This is a genomic window from Pasteurella oralis, assembly GCF_002850605.1.
Lineage (GTDB): Bacteria > Pseudomonadota > Gammaproteobacteria > Enterobacterales > Pasteurellaceae > Pasteurella > Pasteurella oralis.
Genome location: NZ_NXGB01000002.1, coordinates 246374 through 267689, shown reverse-complemented (window position 1 = coordinate 267689; position 21316 = coordinate 246374). Strand labels below are relative to the sequence as shown.

Genomic DNA, 21316 nt, shown 5'->3' with positions numbered 1-21316 from the left:
AGCAAAGCTCAATTAAAAAATAAGATTTATTTTAACATAATCGAGAAAATTGCGAAAAAAGAAACCGCACTTTTGTGCGGCGTCTTTAGGAAGTCTAGTTCTAATTAATGAACTGATCTAAGTAAAATAAACAGAAAATAGCACTAATGCCAATAACTATCCCAACTCCATTGATTTTACTTATTTTTTCTTTAAATACTAATGCTCCCGTAATTGTACCCAAACAAATCACACCAATATTCATACCTGCAAAAACTAATGTTGGATTATCACTAAAACTTTGGTGTGCTTTAATATAGAAAAGGATATTCATAAAGTTTAAACCACCAAGAATAATCCCGCCAATAAAACTCGGCACAGTAAACACTTCACGTTTAATTAATAAATAACCAAACATCACACAGGCAGCCAGCACAAAGGAAATAAATAAAGTCGCTGGAAATGCGCCACCACTTTTAGCCACTTGTTTGAACAGAATATCTATAATACCGTAGCCAAACCACACTAAAATAAGCCCTATCATGCCTTTAAGGTTACTTTCTGTATCTGTTGGTTTATTTAATAAACAGAATAATGCGATAAATGCCAAAATAATCCCAAGTAAGCGAGCTTGGCTTAATTGTTCACCAAAAATGAAAAAGGCAGCTACAATTGGTAAAAATAAAGATAAACGTTGTGCTGCATCAGAACGAACAATGCCAGCAAATTCAACAGCTTTTGACATAATGATAAAGACTGTCGGCAATAAAATCCCCAATGCAAAAAATACTGGCGCATTTTCACTTTGTACGACAAACTCGGTGAAACCCAATCCTTTAAAATCTGGTTTTAATAAAGAATAACTTAATCCAAGTGCTACAATGTAGTTAAAGGCAATAGCCTGTTGAATTACAATATTTTGCTTACGTGCTACTTTAAGTAACACCGAAACAGCCACACTGCAAAGTACAGCGATAATCAAATTATGCATTTTTGCTTTCCTTTAAAATTGTTGAGAGGTCAGATTATAATCTTTTTACTGAATAGAGCGAAATGATTAATAAAATGTATAGATAGATTATTGCAATTCTTGTTTTAATCTACTTTTCATATTTTTATATGAGAATAATTATCAGTTGAAATATGAATTTGAAATATTTTAGAATTGACGTCGATTTTAATCAATAACTGGAGAAAATATGAAATTCAAAACATTATTCTTAGCATTACCCTTAATGGCAGCTACATTTGTTGCTCAGGCAGACAATCCAGCAATAAAAACAGTAAAAAGTGAATATAGTGCAATCGAAACTGTCGAAAAAATTAAAAGTGCAGTAACTGAAAAAGGCATGAAAATCTTTACTGTCATTGATCATCAAGCTGCAGCAAAAGAAGCAGGATTAACTATGCCATTTGCAAGTGTCGTTGTCTTTGGTATGCCTAAAGTTGGTACTCCAATTATGTTAGCCACACCGACTATGGCAATTGATCTACCAATTAAAGCTTTAGTTTGGGAAGATAAACAAGGTGATGTTTTTGTCACGTTAAATGATACAGAGACCGTAGGCAAAAAACATAGTCTAAGCGAAGAAGTGTATAGCAAATTAAAAGGAGCTGAAAAACTCATTCCAAGCGTTGTAACTAAAAAGTAATTAATTTTTCTTACCATTGAAACAAAAGTGCGGTCAAAATTTTGAAAGTTTTGACCGCACTTTCTCTATGTTTTACTACTCTGTCGCGCCAAAACCACGTAAACCGACTACATGAACATGTTCTTGGCTACCTGCAATTTTGCGCACTAGTTTATAGGTAGTCCCCTTTTCAGGACTAATATTTTCAGGCGCTGCAATTAGAAGTTGCATATCTAGACGTTCGCACAATTCAAACAAGGTTGAAATAGATTTCGCATCTAAACGCGCAGCCTCGTCTAAGAATAATAGGCGACAAGGGATAATATCTTTACCACGAATACGGCGCGATTCTTCTTCCCAGCTTTGTACAACCATTAATAGGATAGACATACCTGTACCTATGGCTTCACCCGTGGATAACGCCCCACTTTCTGCGCGTAACCAACCATCAGCACCGCGATACACTTCGACTTCAAGATCAAGATAATTACGATAATCAAGTAATTCTTCACCAATAGTTTGTGCAGTACGTTGCCCCATATCAATATGTGGATTTAAGCGTTGATATAGCTTAGCGATCGCTTCAGAGAACGTCATACGATTATCCGTGAATAAATCTTGATATTCATCTTGACTACCAGATAACGCATCTAACAACATAGCGTGAGTATCACGGATATTGACCACTAAACGTACAGATTTCACCTGACCAAAAGCAATATTCTGTAAGCCTTGATTTAACATACGAATTCGATTTTGCTCACGCTGAATCGTCTTACGCATAATGTTTGCCACACTTTCAGAACTAATGGCTAATTTTTGTTCTCGACGTGTCAGCTCATCAGTTAAACGAGAAAGCTCAATTTCCATTTGTTCAATCGCATCAATTGGGTCATCTGTTTTAATAATGTCTTGACGAATACGCTCACGTAAATGTTGATACACTGCGATAAAGAAGCGCACTTTATTCTCAGGTTTGCGATTATCTTCTGACAAACGCAAGCTATCACGTAAATATTCGTTATCTGCAACCGCAGTACGCAATGCGCCCAAAGCTTTATCCGACATTGAGCGCAATTCATCCGCAGATAAATACGCAAACTCACGACGAGTTAAGCGTTTTTCTACATCGCTACCACGTGATAAACGCATCACCACACACCAACTGACTTTTGCCGCCACCACTAATTCACGCTGTGTTTTGTAATCTCGTTCTGCTTTACGAATACGTGCACTCAAACTATTTGCTTCACTTTCAATAAGAGTGAGTTGTTTTTCGACTTGTGCGCGACGTGTCCGATTAGTTGATAGTAATTGATGCAATTCATCACGACGCTGCCTGGCTCGCTCTTCTGCACCATCATCAGCTCGAACACCGAGCTCACCCACTTCTTGGAGCAATTCTTGCAACATTTGGTTTTTATTATTAAACGATGTTTGTAGCTCAATATACACACGGTTGTAATTGCCAAACTGCGCTTGTTTTTGACGGAGCTGCTCACGTTGGAGATCACGTTGCTGCTGCATTTCTTCTAGTCTTGCACGTAATTGTTCATTTAATTCAGAGGTTTCTGACTGAACACGTTCCTCATAAGCAAAATGTGCTTTACGTTGAACTACATCAGCTAAAGCAAATAAACGCTGTTGCACCTGCTTTTGTTGAGAAATTGCTTGCTCATAATCCGTTTTTAAGCGCTCGTAATTTTCTGGATCACTTTGTAGAGTATTTGCAACAGGCTCCAAGTGTGACAATGTCACGCCATACTGACGAATAAATAACTCATCCTGCTCTGCAATGTCTAACTGCTCACGGCATTCTTCAATACGATCAAGTAAACTTTCATCTGCTAAAAGCGCTAATTGTGGCAGAATTTTATTCAACAATTGGACTTTTTCTTTTGCATTATCTAATTGAATCCGAAGTTGTTGCTCTGTTGTCGCAAAACCATTTAGCTCACGTTCAATATCATTACGCTGTTGGCTGATCTCAGCCATAAGTACTTCAGGATTTGGTTGGAATGCAAGCGCTAAGTGTAAACCGACAAATTGACTGAAATGTTCATGTAAACGTTGACATTTTTGCACATCAAATGCACGCTGCGCATACTGTTCTGCGATTTCATCACGTTGAACTTGTAATTCTTCTAAATATTTTTCACGTGCTGCGCGTCCAAATAATGGAATGTCAGGGAATTTTGAGTAACGTAATTCACGCTCTGATACTTGCACGACGACGCCATGTGCCAATTCTTGCGCGGAAAGTACACTATCATCAAAAGCAGTAGGATCACCTTCAATTAAATATAAATCATCAGGACAATCTTCAAGCTGTTCTAACTGGCTTTTAACAATCGCTAAATCACGTACGACAATTGCGTGGCGTGCAGGTCCATACAATGCAGAGAAATAAGGCGCATCTTCAATAGGCACATCATCGTAAAGTTCTGACAGTAATACCCCACCAAAACGTTCTGCTAATACATTTAAGCGTGCATCTTCTGAGCCATCAGGTTGATTTAGACGTGAAATTTGTGTTTCTAACTGCTGACGCTTTTGTTCTAGCTGATCACGTTCAATCGTAAATTCACGCTCTTTCACTAATTGTGCTTGCATGAAGTTCATGACATCTTGGCTATCTACAAAATGTTGCCCACTTTGTTCCCGTAAACGTTCTAAAGCAGATTGTGCAGTTAACCAAGCTGGCGCTTTTTGTGCGTTTTCATTATAAAGTGCGGTCAATTGCTCACGTTTTTGACGGAGTGTTGAACGTTGCTCTACTTGTTCGGATAACTCAACACTGACATCGTCAAGTAAAGCTTCTTGTTCCGCATAATATTCTTCTAATTCTTCTGCACTTTCTAAGTTCAGCGCCGCTCGTTGATTAAAATCTTTTAATAAACGCACCGCACTTTGTTGTTGGGCATAACGTTGTTCAAGTTCATGTAATTTCGCTCGCAATTGAGGTGTTTGTTGAGCTTGTACCTTTTGGCGTGGATATTCACGCAATAATTCTTTGGCTTGCTCAAACGCAGCAGAACGTGGAATATCGCCAACCACTTTACATACTAATTGATAGGCTTTATCAAATTGAGTTTTAGCCGCCTCAGAAATTGACATTTTCTGTTCTAATTCAAGCACTTTTTCAGTCAAACTTTCGGCATGAGCGTCAAATTCATCATGATAAGCCTCAATATTTTTTACACTTAACTCTGCTAAGCCACACAATGTTTTCGCTTTTTCTAACGCTTGAATTGCTTGTTGGTACTGTAAGGCGCGAGTTTGTTGAGCATCTAGTGCTTGTTGATAATCTGCAAGTTGTGCACGCAGTTGATCGACTTCATGTTCTGTTTGCTCAACTTGTGCTTGCGTTTCTTCAAGTTGTTCTGTTGCTGTTTCAACTACTATTTTTTGTTCTTCTAAACGTTCTGTAATCTCTGCAACATCTTCTTGATAACGTGAAATTTTTTCTTGATGACGTAACGCATTTAATACTAAATTCAAGTGGTCAACTGCGCTTTGATGATCAACTTCCAGTGTTTTTTCACTTTCTAGTAGTTCAGCGGATTCTCGGCTTAATTCAATTAAACGTTGTTGTGAAAGATGTTGTTCTGCTTTCGCACGATACCAATCTTGACGAAAACCTACCGCACTTTCAATGTTCCCACGGCGTTCATTGGCATTGCGCATATAATCTGATGCCACATAATTCGTAGTTTCTGTAATCAAATGTTTGAATAAATCACGATCAGATTGAGTGACTTTAATTGCTTCTAAAGTCATACGGTTTTCACGTAACGCGCTTTCCATATCCTGAAATGCTTTACGTACACCTAAGTTTTCAGGCAATAAATAATCACGTAAAGAACGCGTAATTGCACTTGAGATTCCCCCATAGAGTGAAGCCTCAATCAATTTATAAAACTTGCTACGATCAGAAGAAGAACGAAGGCGTTTTGGGATAATGCCCAAATCAAACATCATGCCATGATAATCGGTAATAGAATGATATTGTTTGAACTGTGCGCCAGCTTGTTCAATTTTCTCTTTTAATTCATTTAATGAAAGCACACGCGCTTGGCACTCACCAACAATTTCAGTAAAAACAGCGGTTGGATTTTGTGCTAGTGATAAACCTTGAATTGAGAAAGTTTTAATATCAACTTTCTTATCACGACCAGCCACTTGTTGTAGTCTGGCACCAACAATGATACGTTGATTACGTGAGTTAATGGTGTCTAATGCAGCGTAACACACCCCTGGACGCAATTTACCATGTAAACCTTTATCACGCGATCCACTAGTTGCTCCCGCTTCTGTGGTATTACGAAAATGTAAAAGCGTTAAATCAGGAATAAGTGCAGTAACAAATCCTGCCATTGTAGTTGATTTACCCGCACCATTCCCCCCTGAAAGCGTAGTCACGAGTTCATCTAAGTCAAATGTGCGTGCGAAAAAGCCATTCCAGTTAATCAAAGTTAATGAGCGGAATTTACCACGCGGTACATTATGTGGTTGGAGAGAGAGAGTTTGAGGGACAATAGTTTCCGCTTGTTCAATGTTTTCAAGTGCTAATTCTTCAGACATTATGCTTGTTCCTCATCATCTAATTCATCTTCAATTTCATCATTTTCCAATCCTGCATTAGCCTGTTTTTCTAGCGCTAGTGATTCAGGTGTTGCGGCTTCTCCATCACGGATTAAACGTAACTGTGCTTCACGAGGATCATCACCAGAACGTACTTCCGCGCCAAAACGAAATACCGACTCAGAAATCGTGAATTTGCCACTATTTTGCTCACCTATAATATGAATCATACCTAAACGACGTAAACGATTAAGTGCAGCACGTACTTTCTCAGCTAATTTTTGTTTATCTAAATCAGAACCTGATGAACGTTGATTAACTGCTTTTAGTAGCTTATTTTCATCTGCCAAATTAAGTAATTCATCATATACTTCTTGCATAGAGAAAATGCCTTGCTGTGCTAAACGCTCAGGACTTAAATAGAGATAACACAGGACTTTTCCCACTAACATTTCCAGTTCTGTTAATACTGAACGTGCAATTAAGGTTGTTGCTTTAGGACGTAAATAGAAAAAACCTTCTGGTGCACGAATTAACTCGACATTATAACGGCGATAGAAATTATCAAGCTCACCTTGAAAATCCATGAGAAATGCATGGTTATCTAATTGATCAAGACTAATATGTCTACCAGCACGCAACTGACTATCCACAGCAGGAAATAATGGATTTGCAATCGCCGCAGCGAGTTTAGTTGAAATGAGATCTTGAAGATTGTCTGTCATTGTTTGTTCTCTATTTTGACTCTATCTAAATGAATAATTAGCAAGCGCTTTTTGATTTCCTTAATCGTAAGCAAACTGCTTTTAAATTCGGTTTTTTATCTATTTGAGGATAATTTCCAGTATTTTTTAATTCCTTCTATTTGGCAAATAAATGTATTTTTTCATCATTTATATTCATCTATTGGATGTGCCTGTACTTCTGCACCACGTTGGTTAATCGGCTCCCAATGTGGATAGATACCGCTTAAATCTTCTTTTGCTAACCCTAAACGCACTGCTTGGTCAACAATAATACGTGCCACGTCAAAATGTTTTGTGACAGGGTAATTTTCTAACTGCTCTTTTAATACTAAACTTAAATTAATGGGGCGATTATGTTCACGGTAATCAATTAACAAGCCTTGCATATGTTCTACAATTTGATCATGCAAATCAGCTAAAGACTCATATTGCAATTCTTCTGGCAATTCACCTAATGCATCTTCTTCTCTTAATGTTAATTCTTCATCGCGCAAATCAATTAAACGTTCTGCTTGTGCCGTCCATAAAAACCAAGGATGTTCAAAGTAATGATGAATTGAGTTACGTAAACGTTGAGAAAATACACGATTTTTATCCATATCAATCGCAGTACGAATAAACTTGTGCACATGGCGGTCATAGCCAATCCATAAATCAATCGCTTGTTGCCCCCAACTGATTATTCGATCCAATTTTGATTGTAAATCAGTAATTAATTGCTCTACGAAATATAAATTTTCCTGACCGATCACACAATCTTGAATACGTAATAATTGTGCTTGTAATTTATCACCTGCCGCATTAAGCGTATCTTGTAACTCACGTAAATTGCCTGAAGTTTCATCTAACAAATGTTCACAACTAGCAATAGCTGCTTGCCAATCTTTTGTTAAAAGCTCTGCGATTTCTTCTTTGATACTTTGTTGATTTTCATCCATAACTCGTTGGGATAAATCAATGCTATCAAAAATTTCTGCGACAGAATATTTTAGCGGAGCAAATACATTACGTCGCCAATGATGTTCATCTCCACCTTCTTCTGCCGCTTCGGAGGCACGTTGAATTTCATCTGCTACAATAGATAACTGCACAGAAAGGCGTAAAGCCGAAAACTCTCGTTGACGAATATAATAATCAGAAACACCAACACCTAGAGGTGTTAAGCGATAGATAGAAAGACCTTCAGTAAACTCACTACTAAAACGATTTAAAAAACGTTGTTTTACTAACTCATTAATTGCGTTATTAGCACGAGTCGCGACAGTTTCTGAAGATTGTTCAAATGCGTGAGAAATATGGCGAAAAATGTCGACTAAATCAGTTTCTAACATTTCGCCATCTAAACGTTCATTATTATAAATAGCGATGGCCAACAAAAACGCTAAACGTTCTGTAGATAAATTAAGGGAAAACTCACGTTCTCTTGCCCAAGAAACTAATTCAGGAATAGTTTGAGATGTTTCAAGCATTAAAAGGTCTCACAACTGGATAAATTTAAGCAAAAAATTGTTCTCAATTGTAGCAAAATTTTAATGAATTTTCAGTGAAGAAACGTATTTTTAAATAAAAAAACTGTGACTAAAGCATTAGCCTGCTTTCAGGAGTGGATCTAAGCGATATAAAAGGCTTATGTAGGTTATCAAATTGATCACTTGTTTTCTTCTTATTATTCAACGAAACATATCAGAAATCTTACTTAAGCAATTAGGAAAAAATAATTTCTAATGGAAAAAATGCTGATTAAGCCTTACTATACGCAGATTTTAATCGTAAACAGAAAAAATGATGAACAATATAATGCAACAAGATAAAAAACAAACTTATAATTTCAATAAGTTACAGAAACGCTTACGTCGTAATGTAGGCAATGCCATTGCAGATTTTAATATGATTGAAGATGGTGATAAAGTGATGGTTTGTCTTTCTGGTGGCAAAGATAGCTATACATTACTTGATATTTTATTAAATCTTCGCCTTAATGCTCCAATTCATTTTGATATCGTTGCTGTCAATTTAGATCAAAAACAACCTGGTTTTCCAGAACATATCCTACCAGAATATTTAACTAGTATTGGTGTAGAATATAAAATTGTCGAAGAAAATACTTATGGTATCGTGAAAGAGAAAATCCCTGAAGGAAAAACCACTTGCTCGCTTTGTTCACGTCTTAGACGCGGTATTTTATATCGCACTGCAACGGAATTAGGTGCAACAAAAATCGCATTAGGTCATCACCGTGATGATATGTTAGAAACGTTATTTTTAAATATGTTCTATGGTGGGAAATTAAAAAGTATGCCGCCGAAACTTATTAGTGATGATGGTAAACAAATTGTCATCCGCCCACTCGCTTACTGTAGAGAAAAAGACATTGAAAAATATGCAACAATAAAACAGTTTCCAATTATTCCTTGTAACCTATGTGGTTCTCAACCAAATTTACAGCGTCAAGTCGTCAAAGAAATGCTACAAAAATGGGATCGTCAATACCCAGGACGTATTGAAACCATGTTTAGTGCCATGCAAAATATCGTACCTTCTCACTTATGTGATGCGAGTCTCTTTGATTTTAGAAATATTAAGCGTGGTCAAATCTTAGAATACGTTGAAGGTGATATTGCTTTTGATAAACCTGATTTCTCTACTACTCCTATTATTCAAGCAGATGAAGAACAAGCGGATTTTGCAGAAAATGGTATGATTAGTTTTAGAGAAGTCCAATGAATTTAGCATTTTTGTGTAAGAATTATTCGTTCAACACGACAAAATAATAAATCAAAGAACATAAATTTAAGGAGAGATTATGCTTCAACAAGCAATTTTTGCAGGTGGGTGTTTTTGGTGTGTAGAAGCTGTGTTTAACCAAATTAAAGGGGTTGAAACAGCCACTTCAGGCTATATCAATGGCACAACGTTAAATCCAACTTACAAAGAGGTTTGCACTGGAGAAACAGGGCATGCGGAAGCAGTTAAAGTGGATTTTGACCCAGCAATAATTAATTATGAAAAGTTATTAGAGATTTTCTTTTCTATCCATAACCCAACCGAATTAAACCGTCAGGGAGCAGATATTGGTACACAATACCGTAGTGGTATTTATTATTTAGATGCTCAACAAAAAGCATTAGCAGAGAAAAAAGTGATTGAATTACAACCGCACTTTGCTGACAAAATTATAACTGAAATTATGCCTGCACAAACATTCTACGCAGCAGAAGATTATCATCAAGGTTATTTGTTGCAAAATCCACAAAATACTTATTGCAATTTAGTCGCGACACCAAAATTTTTAAAAGCGAAAGTCAAGTTTGCGGAAATTTGGAAATAAGCGATTAAGGAGAAAAGGCACATAAATGTGCCTTTTTATTATTAAACATTCTCAAAACTGAGCATACTTTTATATATATAAATAGGTTCGATAGAAAAATAAAAACAACAAAATTCCTAGCATAATCAATATTTGAATTAGACGTTTTTTGGTTAACTTTTCTGCTGCCATTTTTCTCTCTCTTGATGATATTTAGTACTTCTTAATTTTAACATTTGATGATATTATTTGAGATAGATCAATTTTATACTATTTTACTGTATTAATTAAGGTTTTATCTATGGACACTAAAATTGGGCGCAAAGTGCAATCTGGTGGATGTGCGATTCATTGTCAAGATTGTAGCATTAGTCAGCTCTGTATTCCTTTTACATTAAACGAACAAGAGCTTGATCAGCTTGATAATATCATTGAACGTAAAAAACCAATACAGAAATCTCAGGTTTTATTTAAAGCAGGAGATCAACTTACCTCTCTTTATGCAATTCGTTCTGGCACGATTAAAACTTATACAATTAGCGAAACGGGAGAAGAACAAATTACGTCTTTCCAATTACCCGGTGATTTAGTCGGTTTCGATGCAATTATGAACATGGAGCATCCAAGTTTTGCTCAAGCACTTGAAACTTCAATGGTATGTGAAATTCCTTTTGATATTTTAGATGATTTATCAGGCAAAATGCCTAAATTGCGCCAGCAAATTATGCGTCTAATGAGTAATGAAATTAAAAATGATCAAGAAATGATTTTATTATTATCAAAAATGAACGCCGAAGAGCGTTTAGCGGCTTTTATTTATAACTTATCCAGACGCTACTCTGCTCGCGGTTTTTCTGCACGTGAATTTCGTTTAACCATGACACGTGGTGATATCGGTAATTATCTAGGATTAACTGTTGAAACGATTAGCCGTTTATTAGGTCGGTTACAAAAAATGGGTATTCTATCTGTGCAAGGCAAATATATTACAATTAATGATATGGTGGCCTTAATTGAATTGTCAGGTACAACAAAAACCAATATCCGTATGGGCATCTAAAAAATCTAGTGCAATGAATAATTGCACTAGATCACCTTTTTCAATATCTTACCTTGTTATTTATTTAAATCTTTTCTATCCTATAGACAACCCAATCAGCAATGGAGGTTGTTATGAAGTTCAATAATATACTTGTCGTTTTAAATCCTGAAAATGAGAAACAGTATGCACTAGCACGTGCAGTTCGTTTAGCAAAGGAGCAAAAAAGCAGCCAAAAAGTGCATATTACTGTCTTCTTATCTGTTTATGATCTCTCTTATGAAATGTCAGCATTGCTTTCTTCTGAAGAACGAGAAGAAATGCATCAAGGCGTTATTGCACAAAGAACCCTCGCTATTCAACCTTATTTAGATAAATATGCTGATCCTAACATTGAATTTAAAGCTGTTGTGGTATGGCACAGCAATGAAGCAGAAGCTATTACCCATGAAGTTGAACAAAATCAATATGATTTAGTAGTGAAATACACTAAAGAAGAAGAAAGTATTACTTCGCTTATTTTCACGCCGATGGATTGGCAACTTTTACGTAAATGCCCTAAACCGTTATTAATGGTGAGAGATGGTGATTGGAAACACCAACGTCGTATTTTAATTGCTGTTAACGTTGCTGATGATGAAGAAAAAAATCATAAAGTGTTTAATGAACAACTCGTTTCTCTAGGTATTGATTTAGCAGATAATCTTGAGCGTGGTAATGTGCATTTAGTCACAGCTTATCCGCCGACGCCTGTTAATATGGCTATTGATTTACCCGAATTTAATAGCGGTGAATATGAGAAAAATATACGTGGTCAACATCTACTCAACATGAAGACATTACGCCAACAATTTGGTATTGATGATGATCATACCCACGTACGAGAAGGCTTTCCTGAAGAAGTGATTCCACAAGTTGCACAAGAATTAGAAGCAGAGTTAGTGGTTTTAGGTACTATCGGACGTACAGGTTTATCGGCTGCATTCTTAGGCAATACGGCGGAGCATGTCATTAATAAGCTCAGCTGTAACCTACTTGCAATTAAGCCTAACAAAACAGATTTAGATGACTAAAAGTGCGGTCAGTTTTGAGAGAATTTTATAAAAAACAGCCTGTTATTTAACAGGCTGTTGTATTACTTTTTAGTGAAAAACTTACTTATATTTTTTGTGATACTCATTACGAATATCAAAAAGTTTTTTCGCAGTTGTTTTTGCTGCGTCTAAATTGCCTTCTTGTGCAAGTTTATCTGCTTCATCAATCATAGCAATGAATTCTTTCATCCCTTCTTGATAGCCTTTAAAATCAGCATCATTATCAATACTTGATGGCTTCTTTTCAGCGGATTGAACAGCTAAATCACGTAATTCTTTTGCTGCTTTTTGAAATGTTGCTACATCATTTGCATTAGTCAATGCTGATGCTACGCCTTTCATTTGATTCATTTCAGCGCGCACATTCGCATTCGATACCGTTGCAACAGCTAAACCAATAATTGCAACGGAAAGTAATTGCTTTAATTTATTCATCTTATTTTCTCCCACAAATTGAAATAAAAAAATAACCAAACCATCAAAAGAATTTTCAATGGTTCGGCTATTCTAACTAATCTTATTTTATTGCGCTACAAGTTAAACAATATAAGTACTGTCCTTTAGGATCATTCATCTTGTTTAATAAACCTAATTGTTGTCGTACTTTATAATATTCATTTGGTACACCAACACTTTCTGATAAAGTCTGTTTTACAAACAATTGCATATTATGTTTCAAATCACGTAACAAACTACCAAACAAACTATCATCAGTTTCAACCATCCATTCCAGCGCAAAATTTTCAGGTTTTTCACTTTCTTCTAAAGCTTGATTAGCCAGTTCAGTTGCTTTTGCAACAGCAACATCAAAACTTCCTAACTCATCAACAAGTTTATGTTTTAATGCTTCTTCACCTAGCCAAATTCTGCCCTGCGCAAGGCTATCTACTTGTTCTTTAGATAATCCACGGCCTTGGCTAACCAATGATAAAAATTGATCATAACCATGCTCAATTTCAAGTTGGAATACATCATTAATTTCTGAAGATAATGCGCTAAAACTAGAAAGATTACTTAATGGAGAAGTAGATACACTATCAGCAGAAATTCCAACTTTTTTAATTGTTTTCTCAAACGTTGGAAACATTGCAAAAATACCAATTGAACCTGTAATTGTGTTTTTATCTGCCACAATATAATCTGCGGTACTTGAAATCCAATATCCACCAGAAGCCGCCACTGATCCCATTGATACGACTACTGGTTTGCCGGCTTGTTGTAAGTTATCCACTTCTTGGCGAATGATTTCAGAAGCAAAAGCACTACCACCAGGACTATTAACACGTAAAATAACAGCTTTTACCTCATCATCATAAAAAGCTTGACGTAATAAACGGGCAATACTGTCACCGCCAACTTCATGTTCATAGCTTTCCCCATCAATAATTGCACCTTCTACATTAACTACTGCAATTTTATGTTTTCCTTTTTCAAACATACGATCAGGTAAAGCCGATAAATAGTCGTCCAACTCAATTAACTTAGCATTCCCCTCCTCATCTTCACCAAATAGTTCGACTAATTTATCGTCTATTTCTAAGCGGCTCGCTAACCCAGTGACAAGCTTGCGTTGCTGAGTATAGGCTGTATTATTTCCTTTTAAAGCACGTAATTCCTTTACATAAGTTTTCGCATCAGGTAGTACTAAATTACGCTCAATTTGACGATTTTCGGCAACAACTTGTTTATAGTTATCCCACATTTTACTAAGCCATTGTGATAAATCTGCTTTAGCTTCAGGTGACATATCATCACGTAAAAATGGTTCTACTGCTGATTTATAAGTACCAACACGAAATACATTGGCAGTCGCATCTAACATATCCAGCATAGATTTGAAATATAAGTTTTCTTGACGTAATCCGGTAATTTCAACAGAACCAATTGGATTAATGAGAATATCATCAGCATAACTCGCTAATAGATATTGAGATTGACTAAAACGATCGGCAAAAGCAACAACTGGCTTATTCGTTGTTTTAAAAGTTTTAATTGCCTGCCCGACATATTCAATTGCTGGTAGATCGGCACCTTCAAAGAAATTTAAATCTAAAACTAGTCCTCGAATACGCTCATCTTTTGCTGCATTTTCAATGGCATATACTACATCAAAAGTTGAAATTTGACGAGGGACATGTTGATTATCAAGTTCTTTTAAGGCATTTTGCCAAGAAGTGTTATCTTCTCGATTATCCGCTAAATAGCCATCTAAATTGAGTAACAACGCCCCTTGATCACCATTTAGTATCGTATTTTGCGTTTTTGTTGTATTAGCAAAAATACCAACTAATGCCGCAAGTAATAAAACAAAACATAAGAAAACAATATTCATGACTAAATCACGAATAAAATTTAAAATACGCCAACAAAATGTCAGCACACGTAAAATTTGCATAAAACCTCATCAGTAGGAAGAGAAAAAATAGGTTGGGCTAACATACCACAAACTCGACTTGCAATAAACGTTCCAGCAAAAATATGCTAAAATCGACCGCACTTTGATATAAGGAGAATCTCATGGATGCGTTACAATTACTTATTAATCGTCGTTCAGAAAAAAAACTCACTGCACCTGCACCAAATAAAACTCAATTACAACTCATTTTTCAAGCTGCACTGAATGTACCAGATCATGGACGTTTACATCCTTATCGCTTTGTTGTTATCGAAGGAGACGCATTAAAAAAATTTGGTACGCTATTGAAAGAAACAGTATATGAATTTGAGCTTGGCAGTGAGAAATTTAAAAAAGCTGAAAATTTGGCACAAAGAGCACCGATGGTTATTGCCGTAATTGCAAAAATAAATAAGGAAACAAAAGTGCCAGCATGGGAACAAATGCTTAGTGCCGCTTGTTCAACTTATGCGATTCAATTAGCTGCAAATGCACAAGGTTTTGCCAATGTTTGGATTACTGGAAAATGGGTGGATGGTAGCGCTTTGCGTAAAGCATTTCATTGCCAAAAAAATGATAAAGTGATTGCTTTATTAATGATAGGAACAACAGAAGAAAAATTAGAAAGAGAGAAAAAAGTACAAGATATTAATGAATTTATTCACTACTTAGCATAGTAAACTTATTTTGCCTATCAATATTTTTATCTGATATGAATATGTTACACTTATAAAAAAGTGCGGTTATTTCGACCGCACTTTCTGTATTTGACAAACTCGAATAAATCATTATTCTTCGCCAAGTAATTTCAATTCACGTGATCTTACTTGTTTTTTCAGAACCTCTAAAAATTCCTCGATAGTGAATGTGCCCAAATCAGCACCCTTACGTGTACGTACAGCGACTTTACCCGCTTCAATTTCTTTATCACCACAAACCAGCATATAGGGTACGCGACGTAAAGTATGTTCACGAATTTTGAAACCAATTTTTTCGTTACGTAAATCAGATTTCACACGTAAACCCGCGTCAGATAAAGTTTTCACTACTTTTTGGACATATTCAGATTGTGAATCCGTAATGTTCATCACAACAGCTTGCGTTGGCGCTAGCCAAGCTGGGAAGAACCCCGCATACTCTTCTGTAATAATCCCAATAAAGCGCTCGATAGAACCTAAAATTGCACGGTGAATCATTACTGGTATACGACGATCATTATCTTCTGCTACATAAGACGCATTTAAACGACCTGGTAATGCGAAGTCTAACTGAACCGTACCACATTGCCATTCACGATCCAAACAATCGCGCAGTGCAAATTCGATTTTCGGACCGTAAAATGCGCCTTCTCCCTCTTGAATTTCATATTCCAGTCCATTGTGGGCTAATGCGGCGGCAAGACCTGCTTCTGCGCGATCCCACATTTCATCTGCACCAATTCGTTTTTCAGGGCGAGTTGATAATTTCACCTGAATATTTTGGAAACCAAAAGTGCCATAAATGTCATAAACCATCTTGATACAAGCAGTCACTTCACTTTCAATCTGATCTTCAGTACAGAAAATATGCGCATCATCTTGTGTGAAACCACGTACACGCATTAAACCATGTAATGAACCTGATGGTTCGTTACGGTGGCACGACCCAAATTCTGCCATACGAATTGGTAAATCACGGTAAGATTTTAATCCTTGATTAAAAATCTGTACGTGACCAGGACAGTTCATTGGCTTAATTGCATATTCACGGTTTTCTGATTGCGTGGTGAACATTAAATCACCATAATTTTGCCAATGACCTGTTTTTTCCCAAAGTACACGATCCATCATAAATGGACCTTTTACTTCTTGATAATCATATTGTTTTAATTTGGTACGGACGAAGGTTTCAAGTTCACGGAAAATTGTCCAACCATCATTATGCCAGAACACCATACCCGGTGCTTCTTCTTGCATATGATATAAATCTAACGCTTTACCAATTTTACGATGGTCACGTTTTGCCGCCTCTTCTAAACGTGTTAAATATTCACTTAATTGTTTTTTATCTGCCCATGCGGTACCGTAAATGCGTTGTAACATTTTATTTTTACTATCACCACGCCAGTATGCACCTGCAACTTTCATTAATTTAAAATGGTGGCAAAAGCGCATATTAGGCACATGTGGACCGCGACACATATCAATATATTCTTGGTGATGATAAAGTGCAGGTGTATCACAACGATCGATATTTTCATCTAAAATAGCCATTTTGTATGGCTCGCCACGAGCTTCAAAGGTATCACGTGCTTCTTGCCAACTGACCACTTTTTTCACCACATCATAATTGGTTTTCGCCAGCTCGAGCATACGTTTTTCTAACGCATCTAAATCTTCTTGGGTTAAAGAGCGGTCTAAATCCACATCGTAATAAAATCCATTGTCAATAGTTGGACCAATTGCCATTTTGACATTTGGGAAAAGCTGCTTAATTGCATGCCCTAATAAATGTGCACAAGAGTGACGAATAATTTCTAATCCATCTTCCTCTTTTGCAGTAATGATCTCTAATTTGCTATCAGTTGTGATAACGTCACAAGCATCTTTACGCTCGCCATTTACACGTCCAGCAATACAGGCTTTAGCAAGACCAGCACCAATGCTCGCCGCAACTTCCATCACAGAAACAGGTTGTTCAAATTGACGCTGTGAACCGTCAGGTAAAGTAATAATAGGCATAATGTTTCCTTTACAGTGGTAACCCATACGAGAGGTTACTTGTTTCTTGTTTTTACTCAAATTTGTTAAAAAATAAACCGCACTTTAGGCTCATTCCTACTCTGAATAAGACAAAAGCGCGGTCGAAAATTTTAGCATATTTAATTTTAGTTGGCGATTTAGATTTCAACAACACACATAAATTATCGATGAGTACAGATTGTTACTCATGCTATGACAGCTAAATGTTCACATTTATAGCAACAAGTTATAAATTAAAACCTGAAGTTCTTTTGTTAATCTGAGCAATTTATTTTAGTATAGTGATGTTACAAAATAAGATTTTAATTTTCACGACGAGGAGACGCCATGAAATTAACTACTACGCTTTCTTTAATTGCAGCTGGTTTGTTGGTGATTAACACGACACAGGCTGCAAACAAAACTTTTATCAACTGTGTTAGTCGTGCACCAAGTAGCTTTAGTCCAGCTTTAGTTATGGAAGGAATTTCTTATAATGCCAGTTCACAACAAGTCTATAACCGTCTAGTTGAGTTTAAACGTGGTTCCACAGATATTGAGCCTGCCCTCGCTGAAAGCTGGCAAGTTAGTGATGACGGCTTAACTTATACTTTTAATTTACGTAAAGGCATAAAATTTCATAGCACGAAAGACTATAAACCCACACGTGAATTTAATGCTGACGATGTCATTTTTTCTTTCCTGCGTCAATTAGATAAAGAGCATCCTTATCATGCAGTATCAAAAGGAACTTATCCTTATTTTAATGCAATGAAATTTCCTAAATTGCTAAAAGCAGTAGAAAAACTTGATGATTACACAATAAAAATTACCTTAAACAAACCTGACGCAACTTTCTTAGCTAGTTTAGGCATGGATTTTATTTCTATTTATTCTGCAGAATATGCAGATAAAATGATGAAAGCAGGTACACCTGAAAAAGTGGATACTACACCTATTGGAACAGGTCCTTTCATCTTTGCGGGATATCAACTAGAACAAAAAATTCGTTTCTTAGCTAACCCAAATTATTGGAAACCAAAGGCAGATATTGATCGCTTAATTTTTGATATTGTGCCTGATGCAGGAACACGTTACGCCAAATTACAATCTGGTGCTTGCGATATGATTGACTTCCCAAATATTGCAGATTTAGCCAAAATGAAAGTGGATCCTAAAATTCAGTTGATGTCAAAAGAAGGGTTAAACATTGCTTATATCGCATTTAATACTGAAAAAGCACCTTTTGATAATGTCAAAGTCCGTCAAGCATTGAACTATGCTACGGATAAACAAGCCATTATTGATGTGGTCTATCAAGGTGCCGGCGTCATCGCGAAAAATATTCTGCCGCCAACCATTTGGAGCTATAACGATGACGTACAGGACTACCCTTTTGATATTGAAAAGGCAAAACAGCTATTAGCTGAAGCAGGTTATCCAAATGGATTTGAAACCGAAATTTGGGTGCAACCAGTGGTGCGTGCCTCAAACCCAAATCCTCGTCGTATGGCAGAAGTCATCCAAAATGATTGGGCAAAAGCAGGTGTAAAAGCGAAATTAGTCAGTTATGAATGGGGAGATTATATTAAACGTACTAAAGCAGGCGAATTGACAGCTGGTACTTATGGTTGGTCGGGCGATAACGGTGACCCTGATAATTTTCTATCGCCATTATTGGGCAGTGAAAATATCGGTAATAGTAATTATGCACGTTGGAGTAATCCTGAGTTTGATGCGTTGTTAAGCCAAGCAATTAGCTTATCAAGCCAAGATGCACGCGCAGCGCTTTACAAACAAGCACAAATGATTGCCAAAGAACAAGCGCCTTGGATTACTATCGCCCACTCAATCACTAACACCGCCTTAAGCCCAAGAGTAAAAGATTATAAACAAAGCCCATTTGGTTATAGTTATTTTTATGGCACCAAATTAGCGGACTAGTCAAAACTTTTGGAAAAATGACCGCACTTTACTCTCATAAAGTGCGGTTTGTTTTTTAAGGAAATTATTTGACTTTGAATGTCTGTTTAGCCAAGTATTTGGGGTTATTCCTTTGTACAACTTTTTGTTTTAATCAATCATAATCGTGCATACACAATTAGCCTTTTTTATTCAGAATTTTGTTGTTCTTGTTCTGGTTTAGGCAGTATGAAATAAGTACTCACTAGAATAATAATGATGGCAGGTATGCCATGCATAATACCCAAAACAAAGAACCAAGCAGAAAAGAATACTTCTTCTATAGAAAATAAATATGCTAAGCAGATATACATAAAAATAAAATACAACAAAATAATTATTTTTTTATCTCGTTGAGTATATTTACGCCAACAACAAATTACACCTGTACATAAAGCGGGGATAATTTGGAAAATAAAATCTGTTGTACCTAAGTTACTTCCCGCGCCTAGCATATTTAAATATATCAATATAATAATGACTGCAATAACAGGAAAACCTAGTATTACTTTTTCATAAGGATATTTCATTTCTCTTCTCTCAGTAATTAATATGAATAATTAGTTTATCACAGTATCAATTTCCTCTTTTTAACATCTTTAACAACTTGATATCTTATTTTTCTTCATTGCGTATCACTGGCGATACAATATTAAACTGTAGCTTTTCTACTTCTTCTGGCAGTTGAAAAAGAACTTGAGACACATCACCAGTATAATAGCGCGTTATTTGCATATAACGTGTTTCCTCATCAACCTCTGGTGGGAAAGGTTGACGAGTTTGAAAAAATTTTCTGATTTCTTCTTCAGTTTTAATCTTATCCATATTAACTAAACGATAGACTTCTTTAAAAAGATTGGCTAATTGACGATGATATGATCTTTCATCGTCCGTTAGTAAAGGATGAGAATTGGAACCAATGCTCATTAATGCTCGCCCATCTTGATAAACCCCATGCACGATAACTGAGTCAGCTATATTTTTAGGAAGACGGTATGTCACAGCATTACCCAGAATTTGAACCAGCTGAATCTCACCAAATTGAGTCATGATTTTATAGGGAATTTGTTGAACAGTATGCGACTGATATTGTTGTAAAGGCAAATCAATCGTAAAGGACACTTGTTTTAACGGTTGGTCGCTTTCAATCACAATTTGTTCATAAAAGCTGTCTTTTGTCGCATAAACAGATTGTTCAAGCTCGGACAAATGATGTTGTGACAACTCACCTTCCATATTTTTCTCGGCAAAAATTTTTTGTGGCGACAAATAATCAAAATTTGTTTCACGAGTACCATCCATCAATTCAACGTCAGTCGGTGTAAAAATGGGATGTAATTGAGTATTACGAGAAAAATAGTCAGGTTCGAGTCCAAGTAATTCAGCTAGCTTGTAGCTTTCTTTTGGAATATTAAAAAAATAATAGGGATATTTGTACCAAATATCGATCTGTCGTTGAGCAAAAAATTGGTCTAATTGACTATGTTCTATTTTGCTTTGAGTAGGAAGTTCAATAAAATTATGCTTATCTTTGGGATCAAACTTTTTTATTGGCTTTATGGGTTCTATTGGTGTGAGTGAATCACTATTTGCAATTTGTTCCATATACTCGAAAGATGATTGCAGTTCCGCCAGTAAACGTTGCTTCTCAGCAATTTTTGCTTCAACGGATATAGACAGACATAATGATAAACACAAGACATAGCTCAATTTTCTAAAAACACGCATAACTTCTCCCCAAAACATAAAGTTCATTGCTTATATATACAACAAAAATGTCACTATAACACTCATTTATTGTGTCTATTTTAATTAATCTTCTTTTACTTTGATATCAATTGACACTAACAAAACTATCT

At 36.1% G+C, this 21316-nt stretch carries 16 protein-coding genes; 7 read left to right on the top strand and 9 right to left on the bottom strand.

The window, feature by feature from the left end; all coding sequences use genetic code 11:
- Positions 1 to 100: 100 nt before the first annotated feature.
- A complete protein-coding gene (locus C0975_RS03660; RefSeq protein ID WP_101775040.1) occupies positions 101 to 970 on the bottom strand; it encodes a hypothetical protein in 870 nt (289 codons plus the stop codon).
- Between the two features lie 208 nt (positions 971 to 1178).
- Between C0975_RS03660 and C0975_RS03655 the strand changes: the two genes are divergently transcribed.
- Positions 1179 to 1631: a DUF302 domain-containing protein gene (locus tag C0975_RS03655; RefSeq protein WP_101775039.1), complete on the top strand. Its 453-nt coding sequence runs from the start codon at positions 1179 to 1181 to the stop codon at positions 1629 to 1631.
- A gap of 75 nt (positions 1632 to 1706) precedes the next feature.
- On the opposite strand, the gene mukB is transcribed toward C0975_RS03655, so the two are convergent.
- From mukB to mukF, 3 genes are all read right to left on the bottom strand, one after another.
- Complete coding sequence (gene mukB, locus C0975_RS03650; RefSeq protein ID WP_101775038.1) at positions 1707 to 6194, bottom strand: chromosome partition protein MukB; 4488 nt, start codon at positions 6192 to 6194, stop codon at positions 1707 to 1709.
- On the bottom strand, positions 6194 to 6919 hold the full coding sequence (gene mukE / locus C0975_RS03645) for a chromosome partition protein MukE (protein ID WP_101775037.1): 726 nt from the start codon (positions 6917 to 6919) through the stop codon (positions 6194 to 6196). The genes mukB and mukE overlap by 1 nt, the downstream gene beginning before the upstream one ends.
- 164 nt (positions 6920 to 7083) lie before the next feature.
- On the bottom strand, positions 7084 to 8409 hold the full coding sequence (mukF, locus tag C0975_RS03640) for a chromosome partition protein MukF (protein WP_101775036.1): 1326 nt from the start codon (positions 8407 to 8409) through the stop codon (positions 7084 to 7086).
- 316 nt (positions 8410 to 8725) lie between these two features.
- On the opposite strand from mukF, the gene ttcA reads away from it, so the two are divergent.
- From ttcA to uspE, 4 genes are all read left to right on the top strand, one after another.
- A complete protein-coding gene (gene ttcA, locus C0975_RS03635) occupies positions 8726 to 9664 on the top strand; it encodes a tRNA 2-thiocytidine(32) synthetase TtcA (protein WP_101775035.1) in 939 nt (312 codons plus the stop codon).
- 79 nt (positions 9665 to 9743) lie between these two features.
- The gene (gene msrA / locus C0975_RS03630; RefSeq protein ID WP_101775034.1) at positions 9744 to 10268 is read left to right on the top strand and encodes a peptide-methionine (S)-S-oxide reductase MsrA; all 525 of its coding nucleotides are present in this window, start codon (positions 9744 to 9746) and stop codon (positions 10266 to 10268) included.
- 280 nt (positions 10269 to 10548) lie between these two features.
- On the top strand, positions 10549 to 11307 hold the full coding sequence (locus C0975_RS03625) for a fumarate/nitrate reduction transcriptional regulator Fnr (protein ID WP_101775033.1): 759 nt from the start codon (positions 10549 to 10551) through the stop codon (positions 11305 to 11307).
- A gap of 113 nt (positions 11308 to 11420) precedes the next feature.
- Positions 11421 to 12359 (top strand): universal stress protein UspE, encoded by a 939-nt coding sequence (gene uspE / locus C0975_RS03620; RefSeq protein WP_101775032.1) that lies wholly within the window; start codon positions 11421 to 11423, stop codon positions 12357 to 12359.
- An 81-nt stretch (positions 12360 to 12440) separates the two neighbouring features.
- Here the strand turns inward: uspE and C0975_RS03615 are convergent, their stop codons facing one another.
- Together C0975_RS03615 and sppA are read right to left on the bottom strand one after the other, a co-directional pair.
- Positions 12441 to 12815 (bottom strand): cytochrome b562, encoded by a 375-nt coding sequence (locus C0975_RS03615; protein WP_101775031.1) that lies wholly within the window; start codon positions 12813 to 12815, stop codon positions 12441 to 12443.
- A gap of 82 nt (positions 12816 to 12897) precedes the next feature.
- Positions 12898 to 14775 (bottom strand): signal peptide peptidase SppA, encoded by a 1878-nt coding sequence (sppA, locus tag C0975_RS03610; RefSeq protein WP_101775030.1) that lies wholly within the window; start codon positions 14773 to 14775, stop codon positions 12898 to 12900.
- A gap of 122 nt (positions 14776 to 14897) precedes the next feature.
- Between sppA and C0975_RS03605 the strand changes: the two genes are divergently transcribed.
- A complete protein-coding gene (locus C0975_RS03605) occupies positions 14898 to 15452 on the top strand; it encodes an NAD(P)H nitroreductase (protein WP_101775029.1) in 555 nt (184 codons plus the stop codon).
- Between the two features lie 111 nt (positions 15453 to 15563).
- Here C0975_RS03605 and thrS read toward each other — a convergent pair whose 3' ends face one another.
- Positions 15564 to 17495 (bottom strand): threonine--tRNA ligase, encoded by a 1932-nt coding sequence (thrS, locus tag C0975_RS03600; RefSeq protein WP_101775028.1) that lies wholly within the window; start codon positions 17493 to 17495, stop codon positions 15564 to 15566.
- A gap of 348 nt (positions 17496 to 17843) precedes the next feature.
- On the opposite strand from thrS, the gene C0975_RS03595 reads away from it, so the two are divergent.
- Complete coding sequence (locus tag C0975_RS03595; RefSeq protein WP_101775027.1) at positions 17844 to 19439, top strand: ABC transporter substrate-binding protein; 1596 nt, start codon at positions 17844 to 17846, stop codon at positions 19437 to 19439.
- 167 nt (positions 19440 to 19606) lie between these two features.
- On the opposite strand, the gene C0975_RS03590 is transcribed toward C0975_RS03595, so the two are convergent.
- Both C0975_RS03590 and C0975_RS03585 read right to left on the bottom strand, forming a co-directional pair.
- Positions 19607 to 19987 carry a hypothetical protein gene (locus C0975_RS03590; RefSeq protein ID WP_101775026.1) on the bottom strand — a complete coding sequence of 127 codons (381 nt, stop codon included), beginning with the start codon at positions 19985 to 19987 and terminating at the stop codon, positions 19607 to 19609.
- An 85-nt stretch (positions 19988 to 20072) separates the two neighbouring features.
- The gene (locus tag C0975_RS03585; RefSeq protein WP_101775025.1) at positions 20073 to 21203 is read right to left on the bottom strand and encodes a hypothetical protein; all 1131 of its coding nucleotides are present in this window, start codon (positions 21201 to 21203) and stop codon (positions 20073 to 20075) included.
- Between the last annotated feature and the right edge of the window lie 113 nt (positions 21204 to 21316).

Coding starts and splice junctions, on each gene's coding strand:
- C0975_RS03660 (WP_101775040.1), bottom strand. CDS start 970: ATGCATAATTTGATTATCGCTGTACTTTGCAGTGTGGCTGTTTCGGTG.
- C0975_RS03655 (WP_101775039.1), top strand. CDS start 1,179: ATGAAATTCAAAACATTATTCTTAGCATTACCCTTAATGGCAGCTACA.
- mukB (WP_101775038.1), bottom strand. CDS start 6,194: ATGTCTGAAGAATTAGCACTTGAAAACATTGAACAAGCGGAAACTATT.
- mukE (WP_101775037.1), bottom strand. CDS start 6,919: ATGACAGACAATCTTCAAGATCTCATTTCAACTAAACTCGCTGCGGCG.
- mukF (WP_101775036.1), bottom strand. CDS start 8,409: ATGCTTGAAACATCTCAAACTATTCCTGAATTAGTTTCTTGGGCAAGA.
- ttcA (WP_101775035.1), top strand. CDS start 8,726: ATGAACAATATAATGCAACAAGATAAAAAACAAACTTATAATTTCAAT.
- msrA (WP_101775034.1), top strand. CDS start 9,744: ATGCTTCAACAAGCAATTTTTGCAGGTGGGTGTTTTTGGTGTGTAGAA.
- C0975_RS03625 (WP_101775033.1), top strand. CDS start 10,549: ATGGACACTAAAATTGGGCGCAAAGTGCAATCTGGTGGATGTGCGATT.
- uspE (WP_101775032.1), top strand. CDS start 11,421: ATGAAGTTCAATAATATACTTGTCGTTTTAAATCCTGAAAATGAGAAA.
- C0975_RS03615 (WP_101775031.1), bottom strand. CDS start 12,815: ATGAATAAATTAAAGCAATTACTTTCCGTTGCAATTATTGGTTTAGCT.
- sppA (WP_101775030.1), bottom strand. CDS start 14,775: ATGCAAATTTTACGTGTGCTGACATTTTGTTGGCGTATTTTAAATTTT.
- C0975_RS03605 (WP_101775029.1), top strand. CDS start 14,898: ATGGATGCGTTACAATTACTTATTAATCGTCGTTCAGAAAAAAAACTC.
- thrS (WP_101775028.1), bottom strand. CDS start 17,495: ATGCCTATTATTACTTTACCTGACGGTTCACAGCGTCAATTTGAACAA.
- C0975_RS03595 (WP_101775027.1), top strand. CDS start 17,844: ATGAAATTAACTACTACGCTTTCTTTAATTGCAGCTGGTTTGTTGGTG.
- C0975_RS03590 (WP_101775026.1), bottom strand. CDS start 19,987: ATGAAATATCCTTATGAAAAAGTAATACTAGGTTTTCCTGTTATTGCA.
- C0975_RS03585 (WP_101775025.1), bottom strand. CDS start 21,203: ATGTTTTGGGGAGAAGTTATGCGTGTTTTTAGAAAATTGAGCTATGTC.